The 21303-nt window shown below is 36.0% G+C and carries 23 protein-coding genes and 1 pseudogene; 3 read left to right on the forward strand and 21 right to left on the reverse strand.

The features are described 5' to 3' along the window. Positions 1-37: 37 nt before the first annotated feature. The 10 genes and pseudogenes from C1A05_RS06655 to C1A05_RS06695 all read right to left on the reverse strand — a co-directional run bounded on the left by C1A05_RS06655 (position 38) and on the right by C1A05_RS06695 (position 7570). Complete coding sequence (locus C1A05_RS06655) at positions 38-202, reverse strand: aspartyl-phosphate phosphatase Spo0E family protein (RefSeq protein ID WP_159462013.1); 165 nt, start codon at positions 200-202, stop codon at positions 38-40. A gap of 298 nt (positions 203-500) precedes the next feature. Then, positions 501-1901, reverse strand: a complete 1401-nt coding sequence (locus tag C1A05_RS06660; RefSeq protein ID WP_102027428.1) for a PAS domain-containing sensor histidine kinase — start codon at positions 1899-1901, stop codon at positions 501-503. 273 nt (positions 1902-2174) lie between these two features. Beyond that, on the reverse strand, positions 2175-2720 hold the full coding sequence (locus C1A05_RS18250; protein ID WP_234998446.1) for a peptidoglycan-binding domain-containing protein: 546 nt from the start codon (positions 2718-2720) through the stop codon (positions 2175-2177). Continuing rightward, positions 2706-3218: pseudogene (locus C1A05_RS18255) on the reverse strand (peptidoglycan recognition protein family protein); the annotation flags it as partial. The gene C1A05_RS18250 and the pseudogene C1A05_RS18255, both read right to left, overlap by 15 nt. Before the next feature lie 95 nt (positions 3219-3313). Then, positions 3314-3547 (reverse strand): DUF2164 domain-containing protein, encoded by a 234-nt coding sequence (locus C1A05_RS06670; protein WP_234998386.1) that lies wholly within the window; start codon positions 3545-3547, stop codon positions 3314-3316. A gap of 203 nt (positions 3548-3750) precedes the next feature. Next, a complete protein-coding gene (locus C1A05_RS06675; protein WP_102027431.1) occupies positions 3751-4884 on the reverse strand; it encodes a bifunctional cystathionine gamma-lyase/homocysteine desulfhydrase in 1134 nt (377 codons plus the stop codon). Positions 4885-4902: 18 nt separating this feature from the next. Next, entirely contained in the window at positions 4903-5820 is a 918-nt protein-coding gene (locus tag C1A05_RS06680; RefSeq protein ID WP_102027432.1) for a PLP-dependent cysteine synthase family protein, read from the reverse strand. Positions 5821-5838: 18 nt separating this feature from the next. Next, positions 5839-6300, reverse strand: a complete 462-nt coding sequence (locus C1A05_RS06685; protein ID WP_102027433.1) for an S-ribosylhomocysteine lyase — start codon at positions 6298-6300, stop codon at positions 5839-5841. A gap of 17 nt (positions 6301-6317) precedes the next feature. Next, on the reverse strand, positions 6318-6959 hold the full coding sequence (locus C1A05_RS06690; RefSeq protein ID WP_102027434.1) for a class I SAM-dependent DNA methyltransferase: 642 nt from the start codon (positions 6957-6959) through the stop codon (positions 6318-6320). 191 nt (positions 6960-7150) lie between these two features. Beyond that, positions 7151-7570 (reverse strand): Fur family transcriptional regulator, encoded by a 420-nt coding sequence (locus tag C1A05_RS06695; RefSeq protein WP_200816478.1) that lies wholly within the window; start codon positions 7568-7570, stop codon positions 7151-7153. 235 nt (positions 7571-7805) lie between these two features. Between C1A05_RS06695 and C1A05_RS06700 the strand changes: the two genes are divergently transcribed. The 3 genes from C1A05_RS06700 to C1A05_RS06710 all read left to right on the forward strand — a co-directional run bounded on the left by C1A05_RS06700 (position 7806) and on the right by C1A05_RS06710 (position 12541). Next, positions 7806-9437, forward strand: a complete 1632-nt coding sequence (locus tag C1A05_RS06700) for a catalase (RefSeq protein ID WP_102027436.1) — start codon at positions 7806-7808, stop codon at positions 9435-9437. A gap of 394 nt (positions 9438-9831) precedes the next feature. Next, on the forward strand, positions 9832-10701 hold the full coding sequence (locus tag C1A05_RS06705; RefSeq protein ID WP_102027437.1) for an AAA family ATPase: 870 nt from the start codon (positions 9832-9834) through the stop codon (positions 10699-10701). Positions 10702-10708: 7 nt separating this feature from the next. Further along, positions 10709-12541 (forward strand): vWA domain-containing protein, encoded by a 1833-nt coding sequence (locus C1A05_RS06710; protein WP_102027438.1) that lies wholly within the window; start codon positions 10709-10711, stop codon positions 12539-12541. Here the strand turns inward: C1A05_RS06710 and C1A05_RS06715 are convergent. The 11 genes from C1A05_RS06715 to C1A05_RS06765 form a co-directional block, all read right to left on the reverse strand. Beyond that, positions 12534-12806, reverse strand: a complete 273-nt coding sequence (locus C1A05_RS06715) for a hypothetical protein (RefSeq protein WP_102027439.1) — start codon at positions 12804-12806, stop codon at positions 12534-12536. The genes C1A05_RS06710 and C1A05_RS06715 overlap by 8 nt on opposite strands. 63 nt (positions 12807-12869) lie before the next feature. Next, positions 12870-13055 carry a YfhD family protein gene (locus C1A05_RS06720; RefSeq protein ID WP_102027440.1) on the reverse strand — a complete coding sequence of 62 codons (186 nt, stop codon included), beginning with the start codon at positions 13053-13055 and terminating at the stop codon, positions 12870-12872. An 89-nt stretch (positions 13056-13144) separates the two neighbouring features. Then, positions 13145-14113, reverse strand: a complete 969-nt coding sequence (uvsE, locus tag C1A05_RS06725) for a UV DNA damage repair endonuclease UvsE (RefSeq protein ID WP_102027441.1) — start codon at positions 14111-14113, stop codon at positions 13145-13147. Positions 14114-14166: 53 nt separating this feature from the next. Next, a complete protein-coding gene (locus C1A05_RS06730; protein WP_102027442.1) occupies positions 14167-14688 on the reverse strand; it encodes a nitroreductase family protein in 522 nt (173 codons plus the stop codon). 83 nt (positions 14689-14771) lie between these two features. Then, complete coding sequence (locus tag C1A05_RS06735) at positions 14772-14966, reverse strand: hypothetical protein (protein WP_102027443.1); 195 nt, start codon at positions 14964-14966, stop codon at positions 14772-14774. A 317-nt stretch (positions 14967-15283) separates the two neighbouring features. Beyond that, positions 15284-16207 carry a type II secretion system F family protein gene (locus C1A05_RS06740; RefSeq protein ID WP_102027444.1) on the reverse strand — a complete coding sequence of 308 codons (924 nt, stop codon included), beginning with the start codon at positions 16205-16207 and terminating at the stop codon, positions 15284-15286. A gap of 2 nt (positions 16208-16209) precedes the next feature. Continuing rightward, the gene (locus tag C1A05_RS06745; protein ID WP_102027445.1) at positions 16210-17178 is read right to left on the reverse strand and encodes a type II secretion system F family protein; all 969 of its coding nucleotides are present in this window, start codon (positions 17176-17178) and stop codon (positions 16210-16212) included. Between the two features lie 4 nt (positions 17179-17182). Beyond that, positions 17183-18535 carry a CpaF family protein gene (locus C1A05_RS06750; RefSeq protein ID WP_102027446.1) on the reverse strand — a complete coding sequence of 451 codons (1353 nt, stop codon included), beginning with the start codon at positions 18533-18535 and terminating at the stop codon, positions 17183-17185. A gap of 17 nt (positions 18536-18552) precedes the next feature. Then, positions 18553-19740, reverse strand: coding sequence for an AAA family ATPase (locus C1A05_RS06755; protein ID WP_102027447.1), 1188 nt, complete (start codon positions 19738-19740; stop codon positions 18553-18555). Further along, complete coding sequence (gene cpaB, locus C1A05_RS06760; protein WP_102027448.1) at positions 19737-20384, reverse strand: Flp pilus assembly protein CpaB; 648 nt, start codon at positions 20382-20384, stop codon at positions 19737-19739. The genes C1A05_RS06755 and cpaB overlap by 4 nt, the downstream gene beginning before the upstream one ends. Before the next feature lie 17 nt (positions 20385-20401). Next, the gene (locus C1A05_RS06765) at positions 20402-21301 is read right to left on the reverse strand and encodes a pilus assembly protein TadG-related protein (RefSeq protein WP_102027449.1); all 900 of its coding nucleotides are present in this window, start codon (positions 21299-21301) and stop codon (positions 20402-20404) included. Positions 21302-21303: the final 2 nt, after the last annotated feature.

Here is a 21303-nt window from a genome sequence, read left to right on the forward strand (position 1 = left end):
TAGTTAACAAGTTAGACTCTTAATCAATCTCCCTTACTTATTGATTTATAGAGCTAGATAGCTTTATATATTTGCTAATTAGTTTATCAAGCTCTCTACTATATGTTAGCGTTTTTCTATGATCTAGACCTTTTTCATCTATAGCTTCATGTAATTTCTTACGTTCTTGATTGATCAATTCTAATAGTCTTTCCTTTTCCACAATCCTCACCCCCGAATATGTTATTCATCATCTTCTTCTAACCCTTATTTTGGGCAAAAGCACCATCAATTCCTATCACCTGACCTTCCTATTTTCGGTAGGATTCAAGTAAGCTTCCTATAGGAATAGAAAAGGTACATTAGCCTGATTGCTCCCGGTTGAATCATTGAGGATGCTTCTTATAACAACAAATCTAGCAATAGGAATAGTAATAGGATTGTTCCGAAACAAACAAAAAAACGCTTAGTTACATGAACTAAACGTTTTGACCATTGCCTTATAATTTTATAATCATAATTTATAATTTCGGAAGTTTAATCGTAAAAGTTGTCCCGTTACCTTCTTTACTTTCTATAAACCATTCCCCTTGATGTTCCTTTATAATCCTTCTCGTTACCATTAATCCCACTCCAGTTCCTTTATCCTTAGTTGTAAAAGAACTTTCTCCAATTTGCTTCAGTTTTTCTTTTGGTATACCTACACCGGAATCCTTTATTTGAACGATATGAAAATCATTTTCCTCTTTTACTGAAATATGTATTATCTGTCCTTTATGTGAAGCCTCTATCGCATTTTTTATAAGATTTATAAATACCTGTTTTAATTGTGTTTCATCCCCGAGTGTGTATATAGATGTCTTGTTTGGGTAAAATTTTAGCTTTGTTTTTTGCTTCGTCGCTTGTATAGTCATTAATATATATACATCGTGTAAAATTGCATTTAATTCTTGCTTCCCTTTTTCCTCTTTTGGCTTGGCATAGGATAATACATTGGATGCAATTTTTTCGATTCGATCCAGTTCTGAATTCAATATGGATAAATAGTCTTGTATATCAATGGTACCAGCTTTCATAAGTTGTAGGAAACCTTTTATTGACGTTAAAGGATTCTTTATCTCATGAACAATTCCAACACCAAGCTCCCCAATTGTGGCTAATTTTTCTGCTTGAAACAGCATTTTTTCTAGCTTTATCTGCTTATCTATTTTTTTACTTCCAGCCACAATTTGTTTTTTGCCTGTAACATAATGAATCTTTTGGACTGTTTCCATCCATATATATTCATTCTTCTTACATCGAACTCGAAAACGAACCGATTGTTGCTCCTCTGTATATTTTACTTTTGTAAAAGCATATTGGACTCGATTTTGATCCTCTGGATGAATATATTCACAAGGAAAGGAACCAATTAATGTTTCCTGATCATATCCAGTTACCTTTTTAACGGAGGGGGACAAATGTAACACCTTACCATCCATTGCATGTTGACTTATGATTTCAGTCATATTTTCATTCATAATTTCATATTGTTCCAGCTTTTCTTTTACAAGTATGCTATTATTCGTATTGATTGTAAGTTCTTGAAAATGAACCTCAGCATATGTATCATTACCTATTGTAGAGGAATTAATCTGTACTGTTAAACCCAAAACAGAACCATCTTTTTTTAAGAAGCAATATTCCATACGCTCTATTGGCTTTATTCCGTTGAGAACACTAGTTAGTTTGTCAAACCAGTCATCTATAACATTCGGGGGTATAATACAGTCCCAAGATAACATATCATTTAGCTTATATCCTAAGGTTTGATAACAGTAAGGATTTGCATATACAATCCCGTCCTTATTACATAAAATAAAACCACTTAATGCATTGTCTACTAATCGGACGTGATCCTTAATGGCATCTTGTTTCAGCATATTTCCCCCCCTTTCCCCAAGTATGTCTATATCTTTCTCCCTTTTCCTATACCCTAGAACTGGAATACTAAACCTATATTTATATAACTTAGTTCCTACTTGAGGAAGATCTACCCCTTTTATGTCTTCCTATTTCTTGCATAAAGGAAAAAACGCGAAGTGTAGGCGGTATGGATGGCAATTATGGAAGACGACATCATGCAGATTCTAGTAATTTATTCTTATAAAAAAATTGAGGTCAGGATACATGTATCCCCTGACCTCTATCTTCACTTATAGATCATCTAGCTCCATTTCCATATACCTTTTTGTTTGTGGTCCATATATACCATCATTAGCTAGTGCTCTAAACATAGACTGGAACCGTCTTACAGCATCTTCTGTATTCGCACCATATATGCCATCAATTTGTTTTGGATCAAAATTCAATCTTTTTAATGCTCGTTGCACCTGACTAACTTCATTCCCACGATCCCCCCTACGCAACACTCCATCTGGTAATGGGAAATCTTCAATTGGCTTACTCGTACTTAACACTTCTTTTAACTTAGATAGGGTTTGTTGACCAACTAATCCATCTACTTGTAACTGATATTTCTTTTGGAATTTCATGACAGCTCTTTCTGTTTCTGCCCCAAAGTGTCCATCAGCACCAAATACTGGTAATGCAAATCCAGCTTTAATCAAATCTTGCTGTATTTCTCGTACAAACTGTCCACTATCTCCCCTTCCAACTGGCAAATGGACAGATGCACCTTTCACAACAGGATCTGGTATATTTTCTTCACCCTGGAAATATTTTCTATAGGCTTGGCTCACATCTTGGATGAAATCATTCCAAGAGATACCGTGTCTGTTTAACGCATTTTGTGGATCTGTTCTACGACCAGGATCTAGTGTACTATGCGCTACAATGTGCTTATTTGGGTCTAAATTGTACTTCTCACATAAATAGGCATGGTACCAAACATATCTCGAATAGGCTTCTTCAAAGTTAATGCTTCCCCCGTGGCACAGCTCGACGCCAATAGCTGCATCATTCGCATCATCCCCAAACATTTGATTATCTTTCGTTACGTTATACCGTACATGCCATGCTTTTTCATCAAGTGGAACAATTTCTAAAATATACTTGTCATCAATAAACGTGTGGGCAGATGAGCTAGGATTGGAATTTTGAAAATAACTACGGTTTCCGTAAGCAGTAGATCCAGGATTTCCTGTATCATGGCTTACGATAAAACGAACTTTATTTAGACTTTCTCCTGACCTTGAGTTCCCAATACTAATATAATCTCTTGTAATTTCGAACTCCATTAGGTTCACCTCAATCAAATTGTCTACTCTCATAACTTACTATATTAATAAAGCTTGATTGATGTGCAGGATTTAAGGAGTTTTTTATGAATTTGCTAAATGCGCCTTTCTAATGAAGAAAGGTCCTCCTCTAAATTCATCACCTTTTGCTCAACGATTGTCTTTGCGTCTTTTATTCCTTGGTTGTATATGTATGGACTTAATTCTTTTAGAACAAAATCCAATACGATTTGTGTAGCTAGTTCCCCAATTTCTTCCCCTCGCTCTTCCTGAAAGAAGGTATTTATTTTGCTTTTCATTTCTTCTTTATACCTATTATTTAGATTCATATTCATTCCCCTTCTATTTTCTTAGCTCGTATTTTACTACTATATCCTACCCTCTTGTATCGACAATGTCTATTATGCAAAGATTAAAGAGGTGGAGGCGCTATGTATTATGAAATGAAAAAAATGTTTTGTAATTACTCTTTTCCTTTAGCCTAAAAAATGGTAAAAAGCAGTGTCTAACTATCTAGACACTGCTTCATTTCTTATTTTAGTGCTTCTGCTAAATCTTCTATTAAGTCCTCAGCATCTTCCAAACCAATGGAAATACGAATCAATCCATCCGTTATACCTAATTCTTCTCTTCTTTCTTTCGGAATGGATGCGTGGGTCATTTTAGCTGGAACAGAAATTAAGCTTTCTACAGCCCCTAAACTTTCTGCAAGCGTAAAATATTTCACATTCGCTAATAATTGCGCTGCTTTTGCTTCACTTCCAACATCAAAGGACAACATTCCTCCGAACCCAGTAGCTTGTTTCGTATGGACATCATGTCCTGGATGATTGGTAAGACCTGGATAATAAATGTTTTGTACAAGTGGATGTGCTTGTAAGAACTCGATTACTTTTTTTGAGTTCTCCTCAATTTCTTCCATTCGTACACCTAAGGTTTTTATCCCACGTATAAGCAAGTATGAATCTTGTGGTCCTAGAATGCCACCTACAGAGTTTTGGATAAAATGAAGTTCTTCTCCTAACTCATTCGAATTTACCACTACAAGGCCTGCCACTACATCACTATGGCCACCAATATATTTCGTTGCACTGTGAAGAACAATATCCGCCCCATGTTTCATTGGATTTTGCCAATAAGGTGTACTGAAGGTATTATCCACGATGAATAATAACTCATTGTCTTTGGCAAATTGTGATGTTGCTTCTAAATCTGTTACCTTTAGCAATGGATTAGTAGGTGTTTCTACATAAATCGCCTTTGTATTCGGTTGGATTGCCTTTTTAATCTCATCAATGGAACTGGTATCTACGAATGTCGTTTCAATGTTAAAACGATTTAATACTTTAGAAACCAAGCGGTAGGAGCCACCATAAACATCATCTGTCATAATGACATGATCATTTGCAGAAAACAGCATAAAAACAGAAGTAATAGCTGCCATACCCGATCCGAAAGCGAAACCTCTTACACCGCCTTCTAAATCTTTAATCAATTCCTCTAATGCATGGCGAGTTGGGTTTCCAGTTCTGGAATATTCATAGCCTTTATGTTTGCCAACTGCTTCCTGCTTGTAGGTGCTAACTTGATAGATTGGAACATTAACTGCACCAGTTGACTCGTCCCCTTCGATTCCACCATGAATAAGCATTGTTTTTTTTCGCATTTTAATGCCCCTCCTTATTTAATATTGGTAAATACGCGAACTTAAATAGCGTTCACTGCTGTCCGGAAAGATGGTTACAATAGTTGTCCCAGGCCTTGCCTTTTTCGCCTCTCTTATGCAGGCTGCAAAAGCTGCACCAGAAGAGCTTCCGACAAGAAGTCCAGCCTTATGTGCAAGTTGCTTTACGAACGCAAATGCTTCTGAATCCGGTATGGTATGGATCTCATCAAAATATGCAGTATCCATATAAGACGGTAAGAACTCCATCCCAATTCCTTCTGTATCGTGCGGTCCAGGCTTTCCCCCATTCAGTATAGAACCCTCTGGCTCTACAATCACGGTTTTAATAGATTCGTCTTGTTCTTTTAAATATTGAGCAGTACCCATAAACGTTCCACCGGTTCCTGCTCCAGCTACAAATATATCGACTTTTCCATCTAATTGGTTATATATTTCTGGACCAAGTGTTTCATAATAAGCTTTTGGGTTAGAAGGATTTGCAAATTGCTCGGGTGAATAGGAGTTGGGAATTTCTTGTAATAATTGGTTTACTTTTTGAATCGCACCTTGCATGCCAGCATTTGTTGGGGTATTTACGACGTTTGCCCCTAACGCTTTCATCAATTCCTGCTTTTCCAAACTAAATTTTTCAGGTGTGACAAAAATGACGTTAATGCCTAACCCAACGGCAGCCAACGCAATTCCAATCCCTGTATTTCCTGCAGTCGGTTCAATAATCGTACCACCCGGCTTTAATTTACCACTTTTCATCGCTTCCTTGATTAAATGAACACCCAGGCGGTCCTTTATACTTCCACCTGGGTTAAAAAACTCAAGCTTTGCAAAGATGCGAACATGTTCAGGTAAATTAAATTGGTGGATTTCAATAAGTGGAGTCTTTCCTATTAATTGTTGAACATTACGAACATACTCCATCTTAAAGCCTCCTATTTCTTAAGCGAATATTTCAGACCATTCATCCCGTTTTGCTAACATATTTCTAGCAATTTCTTTTGCTCCTTCTAGACTATGACTAGCAGCCCAACCGCATTGAACTTCGTTACATGCTGGTACTTCAGTTGCGTCCAAAACATCCTGAAGCGTTTTTTCCAACAAGTTCATAACATGATCACGGTCTCCATCATTTAAGAGCGCTAAATAAAAGCCAGTTTGACATCCCATCGGACTGATGTCGACAACACGATCATGATGGTTACGACTGAATTCCGCCATCATATGTTCTAATGAATGCAACCCAGGCATTTCCATATGCTCTTTGTTTGGTTGACAAAAGCGAATATCGTATTTGTAGATAACATCCCCTTTTGTTCCTTCTGTTTTACCTGCTAGACGTACATATGGCGCTTTTACTTTTGTATGGTCTAAATTAAAACTTTCTACATTCATTTTTTGCATTTTTACCGTCCCCTTATTTAGAATTTTTTCGTCCCATTTAGAATCCACACAAAATCATTCATCTGTGTAAAATCAACAGAAAACCCATTATCCTCAAGGCTTTTTGTTAAAAATGGGATGGTTGTGTAATATTCCGTTTTTAAATCTAATGCTAAATTTAAAAAGTTTCGTTCCTCTGCCCATTTTATCATATTCCCTTTTGCTTGTTCATTTTCAAAAACGGTATCTGCAAAAACAATTTTTCCATTCACTGGTAAAAGGGTACGATATTTTTGGATTGCTTCTACTTTTTCATCATCCGTTAAATGGTGAAATGCATAGGAACTAACAATTCCATCAATAGTGTCCCACTTTTCTAACGGAAAGTTCAAGAAATCTCCATCTACAATCGATACATTAACTTTTTTTGCTGCTAGCTCCCTCATTTTTTGTGAAGGCTCAATCCCAAGCACTTTATATCCTGCTTCTTTTAATTTTAATGTTAAATTACCTGTACCAACGCCAAACTCAAGTATATTACCACTTACCCGGTTACAAACTTCTTGTAAAATATTTTCATAGTTTAAAAATACTTCCTTATATTCTTCGTCATGACCTACTACCGTTTGATCATACGTATCAGACCATTCGTCAAATAAATCAATAAACTCTCTACCCAATTTCCTCACTCCTACCATTAAAGGATATAATTCCTATTGGTATAGTATGAATTAAAAATCATTGTGTTCATTATAGCACACCTTGTAACCAAACCCAATTTAAATTGCACACAATTTTTAAAGTGTTACTATTCAAAATACTATTTCAAAAAAAAATAAAAGAGCACTCTTTCCCATTAAAGAGCACTCTCTTAATTACATTCTGGACATAATCCATATACTTCAAATTTATGATTATTAATTTGATACCCCGGTAAAGATGCATTAACATCCTCCATCGGACAAACCTCAATTGGACTCGTTGTTCCACATTTTGTACAAATAAAATGGTGATGATGGCCGCTTATATCACAGTGTAGCCGAAATTGCTGCTCCCCATTTAATAACGTAGACTCTAGTATATTTAAGTCTACTAAAGTATATAAATTCCGATAAACCGTGTTATAGCTTGCACTAGGAAAATCCTCTTGAAATTCCTTTAATACGTCCTTAACAGGCATGTACTGGTCTTTATCAAGAAAAATATCGATAAGCCGTTCTCTTTGCTTTGTTTGTTTATATCCATTTTCTTTTAAAATATGAATCGCTTTTTTAGAGTTCAATATAACCATCCCTCTGTGTAAAAAACTATTTCCTTCTTAATTATAGTAAACTTTCACGTTATTGTACACGATTTGACAAGAAAATGTTATCTGTTACCAAATGTTACCACTGACAAAAAAACATGGAATACTGATATTTTTTTCATCAAAGGTCAATCTATAAGTAACTTCTTCGAATGTGAAGTGTATCACTTCTAAACATTATACTTAGGTTAGTTGAAATTTTTAGAAAAGGAGTACGAACATGGAACATAAGGATAAGAATCAAACGAATATTGAAAACGAGGACACCCTAACCAATCGTCAAGGGCATCCAGTTACAAACAATCAAAATATTCGTACCGTTGGAAATCGGGGACCAGCAACTTTGGAAAATTATGATTTCATTGAAAAGATTAGTCATTTTGACCGAGAAAAAGTTCCTGAACGAATCGTACATGCAAGAGGTGCCGGTGCTCACGGTTATTTTGAAACCTATGGCACAGTTGGAGATGAGCCGGTTTCAAAGTATACAAGAGCAAAAGTTTTTCAAGAGAAAGGAAAAAAAACACCAGTATTTGTTCGTTTCTCAACCGTCGTACATGGACTACATTCACCTGAAACAGTTCGAGATCCAAGAGGGTTTGCCGTTAAATTCTATACGGAGGATGGGAACTGGGATTTAGTAGGAAACAACCTAAAAATATTTTTTATTCGAGATGCAATGAAGTTTCCAGATATGATCCATGCATTCCGCCCTGATCCTGTTACGAATTACCAAGATCCAAGAAGATTTTTTGACTTTTGTGCAAATTCTCCTGAATCCTTTCACATGGTTACATTTGTTTACTCTCCATGGGGTATTCCAGCAAACTATCGGATGATGCAAGGTTCCGGTGTAAACACATACCGGTGGATTAATAATGAAGGTAAAGCGCATTTAGTGAAATATCATTGGGAGCCTAAACAAGGGATTAAAAACTTAACCATGAAGGAAGCTGCAGAAATTCAGGGTCAAAATTTTAGCCATGCTACCCAGGATTTATATGAAGCCATTGAACGTGGAGAATATCCGGAGTGGGAGCTATATGTCCAGTTAATGGAAGATGGTCCACATCCTGAATTGGATTTTGATCCATTGGACGATACAAAGCTTTGGCCAAATGACCAGTTCCCATGGAAAAAAGTTGGGAAAATGGTGCTCAATCGAAATCCGGAAAACTACTTTAACGAAGTTGAGCAAGCAGCCTTTGGTACAGGTGTTTTAGTCGACGGTCTTGATTTCAGTGATGATAAAATGCTACAAGGACGTACCTTCTCCTATTCCGATACGCAGCGTTATCGTGTAGGTGCCAACTATTTACAATTACCAATTAACAGAGCAAAAAAACGTGTTGCTACCAATCAAGAAGGTGGACAGCTACGATACGACAACGATAAAGCCCCAGGTCAAAACTTACATGTAAATTATGAGCCTTCCTCTATGGGTGGATTAAAAGAAGCTGAACAAATTGGCCAAGAGCATACGCCTCAAGTAGAAGGTAAACTAGTTCGTGAGTCCATTGATCGAAATGATAATACAAAGCAAGCTGGAGAGACATATCGTAATTTCGAAGATTGGGAAAAGGATGAGCTAATTACAAACCTTGTAAATGATTTATCCATTTGTGAAAAGGAAATTCAAGACAAGATGATTGCACTAGCTGAGTCTGCTGACGAGGAATATGGCCGGAGATTACGAGAAGGTTTAGAGGAAGCAAATAAAATGATGAAGGATAAAAAGGATAAAATGGGTAAAATGGAGCGCTTCACTAGTGGAGCACATCCTTTAGGTACAAAAGGTGGCGATGCACCTGAAGAAGCAGTTGAAAAAGGTCATGATGCTGATCCTTATTAATTACTGGATACCGGGATGAAACCGAAAGTATGTATACTTACTTATAGAATCCTTATCCTGGTTTTTAAATAATATTTTTATTACAAGCCGAAAAGGAAAGCGTATTCCATTTTCGGCTTGTATTATCCTACTTTTTGGTTCGGAAATTATTTATAAGATTATCCCTCAGAGGAAGCCCCAAAAAACGGAAAGGGAATAAAATAATCTCCCCTCTTAGCCATTTTTTATAGTCTATAAATACGTTTTATTCATTACTCCAGATTTCTCCCCCCACCTAGTAGGTTATAACCACAATAATCCAAATCTCTATACGGAACCTTATTCATTTACGTATTACCTCTTAACACATAAAATAGTACATAGGTTTCATATTTTATCTAAAGGAGAATTATTGATGTTAACGGAACTTCCAACAGAAATACAAACATATATATCATCGATTCAAAAGAACAATTCTGGCTATGAGCACTTAACTACAACCCCTGGCTTTATTGAATCGGAAAGCTTAGTACGGAATACAGTGATTGCTTTTTATATGGGCAAAAACATTTTACTAAAAGGGCCAACTGGTAGCGGGAAAACTAGATTAGCTGAAACATTGTCTGCTATCTATAAACAACCGATGCATAGTATCAATTGTTCAATTGATTTAGATGCTGAAAGTTTATTGGGTTTTAAAACAATTAAACAAATAGATGGGCAGTCGCAAATTGAATTTGTCGAAGGTCCTGTCATAAAAGCGATGAAAAATGGCCATACATTGTATATTGATGAAATTAACATGGCACGTCCAGAAACACTCCCTATTTTAAATGGTGTGTTAGATTACCGTAAAACAATCACAAATCCATTTACAAGTGAGGTTGTAAAAGCTCATCCTAACTTCCGTGTTGTTGCAGCGATAAATGAAGGCTATGTCGGAACAACCCCTCTAAATGAAGCGTTAAAAAACCGTTTTGTCATTTTTCATGTAGCTTATTTAACTGGGGAACAGCTGAAGCAAGTCATTAAAGAGCAAACCAATCTTGAGAATGCAGAAGTGATCGAATATATGGTGAAATTAGCCGACGAAATCATTAAAGAAACGAAAAGAGGTAAAATCTCAGAAGAAGCAGCTTCAACTAGAGCATTGCTGGATGCTTGTGATTTAGCTGTCTACTTGTCACCGTTAACAGCTATTCGTCATGCAATAGCGGAAAAGCTTGAAGATGAACGCGAGAAGAACTTTGTTATAAATCTAGCAGAAACTTACTTTAAGGAATGATTTCCAAATGAGTTTTATTGAAAAAGAAATGGATTATTTCATGTTTATGCAATTAAAAGACTTAGCGACTACATTTATGCGTAAAGATGTTACTATTCAATACAATCAGGTCTCATTCTTAGATATTTATACACCAAAAGTTACCATAAGCAGCTTCTGGGAAGATCGTACAAGCAAAAGTCATCATGGAGAAAAAAGCGATTTGTATTTACGAGCTTTAGGCAATTACCAATATAGTGATCGAAATGCTTTACTTACCTTTTTAAGTAAGAATAAAAAGCTTACTCTTCCCTCTTTTTCAAAACAGGTTGTTGCCTTTTTAGAAGATATACGTTTAGAAGAACTGATTCTGAAGCTACGCCCTGGTACACAAAAAGCATTTGATTATCGGCGATCAGCATATGCTCTATTTTTCCGCGACCAATTGAAAGTAAATCTGTCAAGAGGGTTTAAGCTAGACGCATTATTTTGTTTTATCTGTTTAACTTTATTGGATCCTTCATTTTATCTAAAGAAACAAGATTTAGAATTACCTGAGGATGCCATTTTAAAAATCAAGGAAAACGTATTTCGTATTTTTGAAGTAGCAGATACGGTTGATGTCTTAGCTATTACCTATGATGTCTACTATTTAATACAGCACTATTTTACAAGAGATATGATTAATATGTATTTTACGTTGCCAAAAATTAATGACATTCCGGCTACAACACAAGAGGAGGATGAATCGTTTGATGAATTAATGCCTTCTTGGACTAGGAAACGAAAGAAGGAAACGAAGGAAACCTTCTTACAATTTGATGATGTCGATGGTGAGCATCAGGATACCCGATTTACCGAAACGCCTAGGGAAAGTGAAGCGACTGACCAAGTGATGGCAATGGTTCAAGGAAGCTCACAACAAACAGATTTAAATGATCATTCAGAAGCAACTACGGAACAAATCTCACAAGACGAAGATGGATATAGTAAAGGAAAAGAAAATCGATATGCGATTGCAATTGACAAAGAAATAGAACCTCTAAAGGAAACAGATATTTTAGCTTATGATCGTGTTTTACAAGAGATCAGCTTTGAAAAGAAACGACTCGTTAAATTACTTTCAGAATTACTAGATAAAAAAAGGGAAATTCATTTTCGAACCCTTCATTACGGGAAATTAGGAAGAAAATTAACCCGCTTTTTTACAGATGATAATCCGAAGTTATTTAGCAAAAAGGAAGAGGACGAAACTTTTGATAGTAGTTTCACCTTGCTTGTAGATTGTTCTTCTTCTATGATGAACAAAATGGAAAAAGCAAAGGAATCAATTGCCCTTTTTCATGAAACGTTACGACAGCTGAACATTTTGCATTCGGTTATCGGGTTTTGGGAAGACGGTATGGAAAGTGACCCAACGTATCAACCGAACTATTTTCATGAGGTGATCTCTTTTACCAACAGCTTACAAAGCAATAGTGGAGCTAGAATTATGCAACTTCAGCCGGAAGAAGATAATCGTGATGGCTTTGCAATACGACATGCAGCAAACAAATTAGCTAAGCAATCCGAAAGACATAAGTTTTTAATCGTCTTAACGGACGGTAAGCCTGCTGCATTTGATTACTTCCAAAATGGAGTAATGGATACAAAACAAGCCATTCAAGAAGCAAGAAAATTAGGTATTCAAACAATAGGAATACAAATGGATCATCAAAATGAACAACAAGAAAAAATCATGGAAAGCATGTACAATACCAATTATCTCATTGTCGAAAACCTAGAAAACATGGCCGGACAATTCTCAGCATTGTTGCGGAAGGTCTTGGGTGCCTGGCACCACCCGAATTTTGTTAAATAATGTCAAATTTTGTTTGGATGCCTTGAAAGTCATCAATTAAAAGCTGAATTTCTCGTTGACTTAAACGCACAGGCATTTGATCGTTTAATGTAAGAACACATTCTTCATTCTGACTTAATTGGTGATGTAAATAATCTAAGAGAACATGTAAATGACTGAAGCTTATGGTAGATTCCGTCTCCAGATTCTTCACCTGCTTTAATGTAAATTCGGAGTCTGACGCATCATATTCTGCTTCTATCATTTTACCTAAAAATGTATTCATGGAAACTACAACTCCTAACTTTTAGAAAAGATGCTGCCCAGCACGGGGCAGCATCTCTTTTATTTATTTCTTATGCTTTGCACGAGCATCTGCTCTACGGGACCGTTCTTGCGCAACGATGTCATCATGGTCGGCAAGCTCCTCTGAAAACTCAATATCACGGCCATCTGAAGCAATTTCATATTTCGGAGTTTGTGGTAAGCTAGCTTTGTTTTTATCTCTTGTTCTTTGGCTTTGTGCTCTACCCATCGATAACTCCTCCTAATGAAAAATATTTGAACAAAAACGTTCTCCTATATATTTTCCATTATGAAAAGAACTATTAGCACCATTATCTGCTATCCCTTTATATAGAAAGACGCTTGGTCAACCATTTCCACATCCGGATGTTTTTTCAATTCTTCTACTAATTGAAATAAAGCTCCATCTTTCTCCTTCGCCTCAATCATACAATCAATTTGAGGCGTACTTCCTTTCACTGTATTGGCGAATCGCAAAAACATGTTAGGGTCAATATAATCAGCATGAGCCCGAAATTGGGATTCACTTTTCGGACTAGATATGTGCATTTTTATTGGATGTTCCGAGTGGCTCCATGTACCCAATATTCTATCCCATTGCTTCTCCCAATTCTCTTCCTCATAATTAGCCATATGATGATGAAGGTCAAACACATGAGGTACATTTAATTTTTCGCAAACGTATAAAATATCGTTCATCGTATAAATTTTGTCATCGTTTTCTAAAATAATCATATTTTGAAGCCTATTCGGTACGAAAGCCCAATTGGTAATAAATCGTTCTAACGATTGGCCTTTGTCTTCGTATTTGCCACCTAGATGAAGAACACAACGGTGTGCTGTTGTCATGTCCATGCCTTTAAGTAAATTATGGTGATATTGTAACGTTTTTAACGAGAATTTTAGCTTTTCTTTCTCTGGAGTATTAAGTACGACAAAATGATCAGGATGAAAACCGAGTCGCATCTTATTCTGCTTGGCATAGTCTCCTAGTGCTCGTAATTCTTGTTGAACAGCCTCACGATAGTTCCATCCTTTTAAAGCATCATGGGTAGCTAAAGGAATAAGTTTTGAGCTTAATCGAAAAAAAGTTATATCGTAAGCTTTATTATGTTTTAATAGCCTTAAACAATTCGTTAAATTGGCCTTAGCAATTCTTTCTAATTTATGTATAGCAGCTTCTTCATCCCCAATTTCATTAAATCGTTTAAAAGTCATAGTCTGGGATGGTGAACTGTTCTGTAAATGGACACTCATTGCAACATAACCAAGTCGAAAAAGGGTCATCCTAAAGATCTCTCCCTATACATAAAAAATAAGAACATACGTATAGTATGTCCTTAGAAAGTTTCGTAATATACGACAGAGTCTCTAGGCAACATTTTTTTGGGTTTTAGGTTTTGGTCCGGATATCCGAAACCAATAATAGATAAGATTCTTCGATCATCAGGTACTTGTAATGTCTTTTTTACATAACTTTCTCGTTTTTCTGATTCCTGTTTGTCGGTTGCATGATAAATAGCACCAAACGCAGCCCCTAATCCATTTTCAACTGCAGCCAACCAAAGATATCCGCTTGCAATGGAGCCGTCTTGAACCCAATATTTACTAATATCTGGTCTACCTGTAACAACTATTGCTGCCTTAGCTTTTTTTAACCAAGGCACAAATGGTGTTGCACTTGATAATAAATCGAGGTTTTCACGTTTTGTAACCAAAATAAATTCACGAGATAATAAGTTGTTTCCAGCAGGCGCTTTATAAGCAGCATCTAATACATTTTCTAAAATATCCTTAGGAATCTCCTTATCAAGGAAGTTTGTTATTTCACGCCGTTTTTCTATTGCTTCTTTTACGTTCATGTCATCCCTCCTTTTCCTCATTATACCTAGTCGATTAATTGGATTAAAGGGAAAGGATGACAAATCCTCAAAATGAGCTTTAATTAAGACGATTTTTTTTTCTTTTTCTCTTTCTCCATCAGCTTTATTACGTGTGGTTTTGGATCCCAACAGTCAAATTTATATTCTGGTCGAGTATCGTACCCAAGCCTTGTGCATCGATAAATCATTCCCCGCTCCTGCTCGTTTTTCTTTGCAAGAAAATTTACACATGTCGCACAGCAATGAAAGTCTCTCATGTATCTCTCCCCTATTTTTAATTTTGAAATTTCCCTTATTTGAAAGTATTCATTTTTATTATAGAGCTAATTAACAAGGTATGCATATGTATTGTCCATAACACGCATACAACTTTCCTTACATTTATTTATTATGTCAGTCTTTTAAAAACTCTTCAAATTCTAAGAATAGAAATACATCAAAGGCTATACCGCCTATTCCTATTAAGGAGGAGTTCTAAATTGATCGATATTAGATCGAAGAGGACTCCTCCAAAATAATTATCATTGTTTGCCCCGATTAAACTTTCCATTTGATTCCTAACTAGCAACCATCTTTAGAACCAATTTGTTATAAATTGAACGAAAGCAGGTCCAATAAGCACTATGAATAGTGTCGGGAATATAAATAAAACCATAGGAATTAACATTTTTACAGGAGCCTTCATTGCCTGTTCTTTAACTTTTTGTCGCTGTTGCTCACGAATTCGTTGGGTTTGTGCTTGTAGTACTTTCGAAATTCCTATCCCCATTTGATCCGCTTGAATTAATGCACTTAAAACGCTTTTTAAAAATTCCGAGGAAACTCTGTTCTTCATTTCTGTAAATGCTTGTTTTCGTGATTTTCCTAATTTCATATCTTCTAAAGCGTATCGAAATTCTTCTGATAAGGGGCCATCCATTTCATTAGCAATTCGTTTTAATGCTCCATCTAGTCCAAGTCCAGCTTCAATTGAAATGGTAACCAAATCAAAAAAATCAGGCATTGTTTTTTCAATTTGTTGAATACGTTGTCTCTTTTTAGCTTTTAAATAATAGTTCGAATAACCGAAGAGGAAAGCAAATGAAAAACTTCCTAGTAGTAATACTTTTCCAAAATCGGAACTACTTTGTAAAATTAATAACGATAAAAGTAATATGAATCCGATACTAATTACGATTTGTAGTAACAAAAAGTCAATACCTATTAATCCTAGGGGGTTACCAGCTTCACGCAATTTTTTTTCAAGGTCTTTTACCTTTTGTTTCGGTAGTTTTTTCTTTAACATTTCCTGAAGACGACTCGAAACCGGTGCTATTATCCTATTTTTAAAGGTATTCTCTTCACTCTCGGCAAATTGAAGCTCATTTTGATTCCAATTCAGCAATGGTAAAATTCTACGATCCATAATAAATTTATGACGATTTATTGTCATTACAATCGTGCTATTTAACACTGCAAAAAAGGAAAAAGCTGTAATCCATAATAATAGCTCAACCATCTTTACACCTCAATTCGAACAATCTTTTGAATGATGACCCAACCAATTAGACCTGAAAGACAGCCTAGAATCAACAGTACAATTCCTAACGGATGCGTAATCATCGGTTGAAAATAGTCTGGACTAATTACATTAAGCAGTAAGCCAATAACGATTGGTAATAACGTAATAACCCATGCTGACATTTTTCCTTGAGAAGTCAATGTTCTTAATTCATCTTTAATTCGAATTCTCTCATTAATGGTTTCTTCAATTGTTTCAAATAGTTTAGCTAAATTACCTCCTGTAGCTTTTTGAATGATTACAGCAGTAACCACGATCTTTAAATCTTTATTTGGTAATCGATGGAGCAAGTTTTGAAATGCCTCTTCTGTGGAAATTCCAAGATTCATTTCTCGAATTGTTTTAGCAAATTCGGTACCTAAAGGACCATCTACTTCCTTTGATACAATTTGCATGGCTTGTAAAAAACTAAATCCTGACTTCATTGCAGTACTTAATGTTCCTAGTGCTTGAGGCAGTTGAGTAGAACAAGCCTGAATTCTCTTTTTACCCTTTGATTGCACATAAAGAACTGGTAAAATCCATCCTAATCCAGGTAATATAAGGACGAACAGGCCAGACATTTTCAATACTAAAGTAATGAAGAAAAGGATTACAGCAGCTACTATTCTGATTGATAAAAATTCCTCTGGTTTTAAAGGAATACCAGATTGTTCTAATGTAACTTCCCACTTTCTAGAAAAACGCTTGCCTTTAAAATACTTGGAAAATGTTCGAAGGATTCTAGGTGCTAAAGATTTATCCTTATTTCTATTTTCACCAACAATAGACATCGTGTCATTTGCAACAGGCTCTTGGTTGATAAACGTTTCAATTCGTTTTTCGATTCGTTTATTTTTGTTCATTATAATAGTACCAATTGCTCCAACACTTAACGTACTAGCTATAAATACGAAAAGAAAAAACATATAATTACCACTCCTCACGAAACCACTCTGTTGGAATTTCTATATTGTAGCTCTTTATTTTATCGATACAAGATGGGCGAATTCCGGTTGATACAAAGTGGCCAACTATTTTACCATCAGGGGTAGTACCGGTTTGTTTATAAACGAATATATCCTGAAGGGTTATCGTATCCCCTTCCATTCCGACTACTTCTGAAATGTGCGTGATTTTACGGGTTCCATCTTTAAGGCGGGTTTGCTGAATAATTAGGTCAATCGCACCTGATATTTGCTCTCTAATTGCTCGAACTGGTAAATCCATCCCCGCCATTAATACCATTGTTTCAAGACGAGAAAGCATATCTCTTGGAGAGTTTGCATGTCCTGTAGCTAATGACCCGTCATGTCCTGTATTCATTGCCTGAAGCATATCCAACGCTTCAGCACTCCGAACTTCCCCAATCACGATTCGGTCAGGTCTCATACGTAGCGAATTTCGAACAAGGTCTCGTATGGAAATGGAGCCTCTTCCTTCAATATTTGGAGGTCTGGTTTCTAATGAAATAACATGGTCTTGAGACAATTGCAGCTCAGCAGCATCTTCTATCGTAACAATTCGCTCATCGTGTGGAATAAAGGTAGATAATACATTTAATAAAGTTGTTTTACCTGATCCAGTCCCACCACTTATAAAGATATTTAAACGTGCTTGAACACATGCTTGAAGAAACTGTGCCATGTTTTCACTCAGCGTACCAAATTGGACAAGGTCTTCTATTTTTAATCGATCTTGTGGAAACTTACGAATCGTAATCGTTGGGCCATTTAAGGCAAGAGGAGGAATGATTGCATTCACGCGAGAGCCATCAGGTAATCTGGCGTCTACCATAGGACTACTTTCATCAATTCTTCTTCCTAATGGTGAAACAATCTTCTCGATTACTTGCAGTACGTGATCCTCATCACGAAAATACGACGATGTTTTTACAAGCTTCCCCTTGCTTTCAACATAAATGCTATTTGCACCATTTACCATAATTTCAGATACATTGGGATCTTTTAAGAATGGTGTTATCGGCCCATAACCCGTTAATTCGTTTGCAATATCCTCAATAAATGATTTTTTTGTTTCAAACGTTAGACGTTCCCCTTCTTGATTTAAAAACGCAGTTGCTTCTTGTTGTAAGTAGTTCATTTGCTCATCATCATCAAGATGATTATTCTTTTTCAGCTCCGTAATTAAATGATCTCGAAGCAGTGTCTTTAACTCATGCTCTGGTTTACGTGTACTTTCCTTTTGATTAGAAGACCCTTTGGTATTCGATGCACTCATAGTATAATTTGAATTTTTGTCATTTAGCCTTTGTAGCAATGACATGAAGTACACCTTCTTTTCTATAATTTATTGTTTTTCTTTCGTCTAAAGGCAAATCGTTTTTTGTCTTTTTTCTTTTTTGGTTCCTTTTCTGTCATTAGTTGATTTATTAATTTTTCCACTCCTTTAGCGACAGCGGTTTTCGATGCTCCCAACACAAAGGGAACCCCTAAGTTAATTGAACTAATGACTGTTTTATAATCACTAGGAATACTTGCTTCCATTTTTTGTCCTAAAATGCTTTCAACTGTTTCAGCGTCCATTCCATCCATTGGAGTCTCTCGGTTTAATATAATTTTTACTTTATCTTTAAATTCGAGAAGCTTAAACGTATCCATTGCTAACTTCCCATTTTTAAGGGATGGTAAGTCTAAAGATGTAATGAGTAAAATATCATCGGCATTTTCTAGGGCAACTAGGCTTGTCTCTACAAATGATGGGGGTGTATCGACTATAATCACATCAAAGTCCTTTTGAAGTTGATTAAAAATGTTGGTAATGTGCTCGCCAGTAATTAATTCTGCAAACTCTGGTAATGTTGGTGCAGATAGGATGGTAATATTGGATTTTTTATCCGATGTTAAATAAGGAGTTACCTTACCATCTCCATTTTCATATGATTCTTTTAACCATTCATATATTGTTTGTTTTGGTTGAAGATCTAAAAGTAATGGCACATCGCCAAATTGTAAATCTAAGTCTACAATTACGACCTTTACATTTCTTTGTGCTAGTGAAACACCTAGATTTACGCTTAAGGTTGTTTTACCGATCCCGCCTTTTGTGCTTGCAACCGTAATGATGCGACCTTGCTTTTTATCACTCTTTTTTTCAAAGTCTTCCATTTTCATTTCAATAATACTTTCCGCTTTTACTAATGCTTGCTTCCATTCTTCTTCACTGAAGTCAACATTAATAATATCTGTAGCTCCTACATACATTGCCTTTTTATAATCAATGTTTTCTAATTTATCAATTAAGATCACTTTTAAGTTAGGGTATTCAAGAGATATGTCCCCACTTACTTCATATAAATCGTAACTGTTACTTTCCACAATATACAATACACCATAATCATCGACAGATATAAAATCCCGTAATTCTTCTATGTGATAAAAAGTTTTTGCGAATTTACGTTCATAATACAGTAATTTTTTGATGCTTTCCGTTACGTTTTGGTTCCCTGAAATAATAAAGTAGTTGATCAATTTGGAATCACTCCTTTATTTAAATTCTCTTTCGTTACATGAATATGAGGAGAATCGCCTTTATCCTCCTTATCCCTTAACATTAGTGTGTAATAGCCCGTGTTGGATGCATAGGCTAATGCTGCTCCTTCTTCTGGTAAAACCTCTAATGTAATTAATTGATACGTATTATTGGACACTGATTCCCCTGTAGAGTTTTGTATAGCGTTCCCTGTTGCTAATACTTTAATTTTTTGCATTAAAATTTGAGCATTTTCCACTTCCCCTTTAATAGGAGGAATTATTGCGACTATGTCCACGTAATCGCCTGGTCGAATATACCCACTTACATTTTGAATTTCGTTTACTGGAATGGACATCGCCCGTTTCCCTTCCTCTATTGAAAAATCGCTAGCATTAAGCTCGGAATTCCCTTGTCCTTCATTTGACTCACCTGGATTTAATCCTTCCTCGACAACTGGTTCTTCCGTTTTCGGTTTTGAACTCAAAACACTATCCGTTGGCGTATGATTAGAAGCTCTTTGTTCCGTATCCACTGATTGTTCTACCACATTGTTTCTAGGTTGTAATAGAACAAACATAAAAGTTGCCAATATAAAACCTAAGACCAAGGAGGTAATCCACAATTTTTTTACACTTTTCATCTTTCACCATCCGTTCTTTACTGAGTTAATTTGTATCCAAATGCTCCGTAACTTTTAAGATTACGGTTGATATCGCCTTTTTGCGTAGATTCAATAAACCGCCCTATTACAACAGAGTCGTCGTTTGGTGAGGTTCCTTCTAAAAAGAACGATGCAAAACCAACGACCTCCACTTTTGTAAGTTTATCTATACCAGTGTTAACAGGTTTATATACTGGAACCATCAATACACGAGCACAATCGGACTGATAATTTGTAAAGGTTGCTTCTGGGCAATGGGATACTCTGTAATCAACCGCTCTCTTTGTTGCCTGCGTCATTTTCCCTGTTTTTGTTTCCAATACGTCTCCAACTTCAAGAGTAAATTCATATCCATGCGTTAGATCTGTCTCAAAATCTTTAGCACCTGGCCCTGTTAAAATTAAAGCACCAAAATTCCCAATCGTTGCTTCCCCTACTTTTAGCTCCACAAGTTCTCCATGGACTATATCAGCTGAATATTCAACACCTAATGGGATAGCACCAGTAACCGAGCTTAAAGACAATAAGTCAACCTTTGCAATTGCTGTTATTGTTGGGTCCTTAAATCCCAATACATTTCCAAAGACAAGATTCACTTCTTTTTCAGCAAAAACCTGTAGGGAATGGTTTGCGTTATGAAACTCAATCGTTACATTCGAAAATGTCCCATTTTTGTTGGCTGTTGTTACGATAGCGTCATTAGCCCTTACCGGAAAAGAAGGTAAATCTTGAGCGCCAGCTAAAGCAGCAGCATCTGCTATCTTTTGCAGACGATTTTTCTCCAAATACAAGCTTCCACCATCGATAACTAATGCCATTAAAGCTAATAAACCAACCATAATAAAAGCAACCAATACCATTACAGAACCATCATCACGTTTTATCCATTCCTTCATCT

It is taken from the genome of Salirhabdus sp. Marseille-P4669, assembly GCF_900240405.1.
GTDB lineage: Bacteria > Bacillota > Bacilli > Bacillales > Alkalibacillaceae > OEQK01.

What these genes read in the sequence shown, in the direction of transcription:
- C1A05_RS06720 (WP_102027440.1), bottom strand. Translation starts at nt 13,055, where the DNA reads ATGGGTAGAGCACAAAGCCAAAGAACAAGAGATAAAAACAAAGCTAGC.
- C1A05_RS06680 (WP_102027432.1), bottom strand. Translation starts at nt 5,820, where the DNA reads ATGGAGTATGTTCGTAATGTTCAACAATTAATAGGAAAGACTCCACTT.
- C1A05_RS06705 (WP_102027437.1), top strand. Translation starts at nt 9,832, where the DNA reads ATGTTAACGGAACTTCCAACAGAAATACAAACATATATATCATCGATT.
- cpaB (WP_102027448.1), bottom strand. Translation starts at nt 20,384, where the DNA reads ATGAAAAGTGTAAAAAAATTGTGGATTACCTCCTTGGTCTTAGGTTTT.
- C1A05_RS06750 (WP_102027446.1), bottom strand. Translation starts at nt 18,535, where the DNA reads ATGTCATTGCTACAAAGGCTAAATGACAAAAATTCAAATTATACTATG.
- C1A05_RS06730 (WP_102027442.1), bottom strand. Translation starts at nt 14,688, where the DNA reads ATGAACGTAAAAGAAGCAATAGAAAAACGGCGTGAAATAACAAACTTC.
- C1A05_RS06735 (WP_102027443.1), bottom strand. Translation starts at nt 14,966, where the DNA reads ATGAGAGACTTTCATTGCTGTGCGACATGTGTAAATTTTCTTGCAAAG.
- C1A05_RS06685 (WP_102027433.1), bottom strand. Translation starts at nt 6,300, where the DNA reads ATGCAAAAAATGAATGTAGAAAGTTTTAATTTAGACCATACAAAAGTA.
- C1A05_RS06670 (WP_234998386.1), bottom strand. Translation starts at nt 3,547, where the DNA reads ATGAATCTAAATAATAGGTATAAAGAAGAAATGAAAAGCAAAATAAAT.
- C1A05_RS06700 (WP_102027436.1), top strand. Translation starts at nt 7,806, where the DNA reads ATGGAACATAAGGATAAGAATCAAACGAATATTGAAAACGAGGACACC.
- C1A05_RS06675 (WP_102027431.1), bottom strand. Translation starts at nt 4,884, where the DNA reads ATGCGAAAAAAAACAATGCTTATTCATGGTGGAATCGAAGGGGACGAG.
- C1A05_RS06715 (WP_102027439.1), bottom strand. Translation starts at nt 12,806, where the DNA reads ATGAATACATTTTTAGGTAAAATGATAGAAGCAGAATATGATGCGTCA.
- C1A05_RS06660 (WP_102027428.1), bottom strand. Translation starts at nt 1,901, where the DNA reads ATGCTGAAACAAGATGCCATTAAGGATCACGTCCGATTAGTAGACAAT.
- C1A05_RS06745 (WP_102027445.1), bottom strand. Translation starts at nt 17,178, where the DNA reads ATGTTTTTTCTTTTCGTATTTATAGCTAGTACGTTAAGTGTTGGAGCA.
- C1A05_RS06710 (WP_102027438.1), top strand. Translation starts at nt 10,709, where the DNA reads ATGAGTTTTATTGAAAAAGAAATGGATTATTTCATGTTTATGCAATTA.
- C1A05_RS06740 (WP_102027444.1), bottom strand. Translation starts at nt 16,207, where the DNA reads ATGGTTGAGCTATTATTATGGATTACAGCTTTTTCCTTTTTTGCAGTG.
- C1A05_RS06695 (WP_200816478.1), bottom strand. Translation starts at nt 7,570, where the DNA reads ATGGTTATATTGAACTCTAAAAAAGCGATTCATATTTTAAAAGAAAAT.
- C1A05_RS06765 (WP_102027449.1), bottom strand. Translation starts at nt 21,301, where the DNA reads ATGAAGGAATGGATAAAACGTGATGATGGTTCTGTAATGGTATTGGTT.
- uvsE (WP_102027441.1), bottom strand. Translation starts at nt 14,113, where the DNA reads ATGACCCTTTTTCGACTTGGTTATGTTGCAATGAGTGTCCATTTACAG.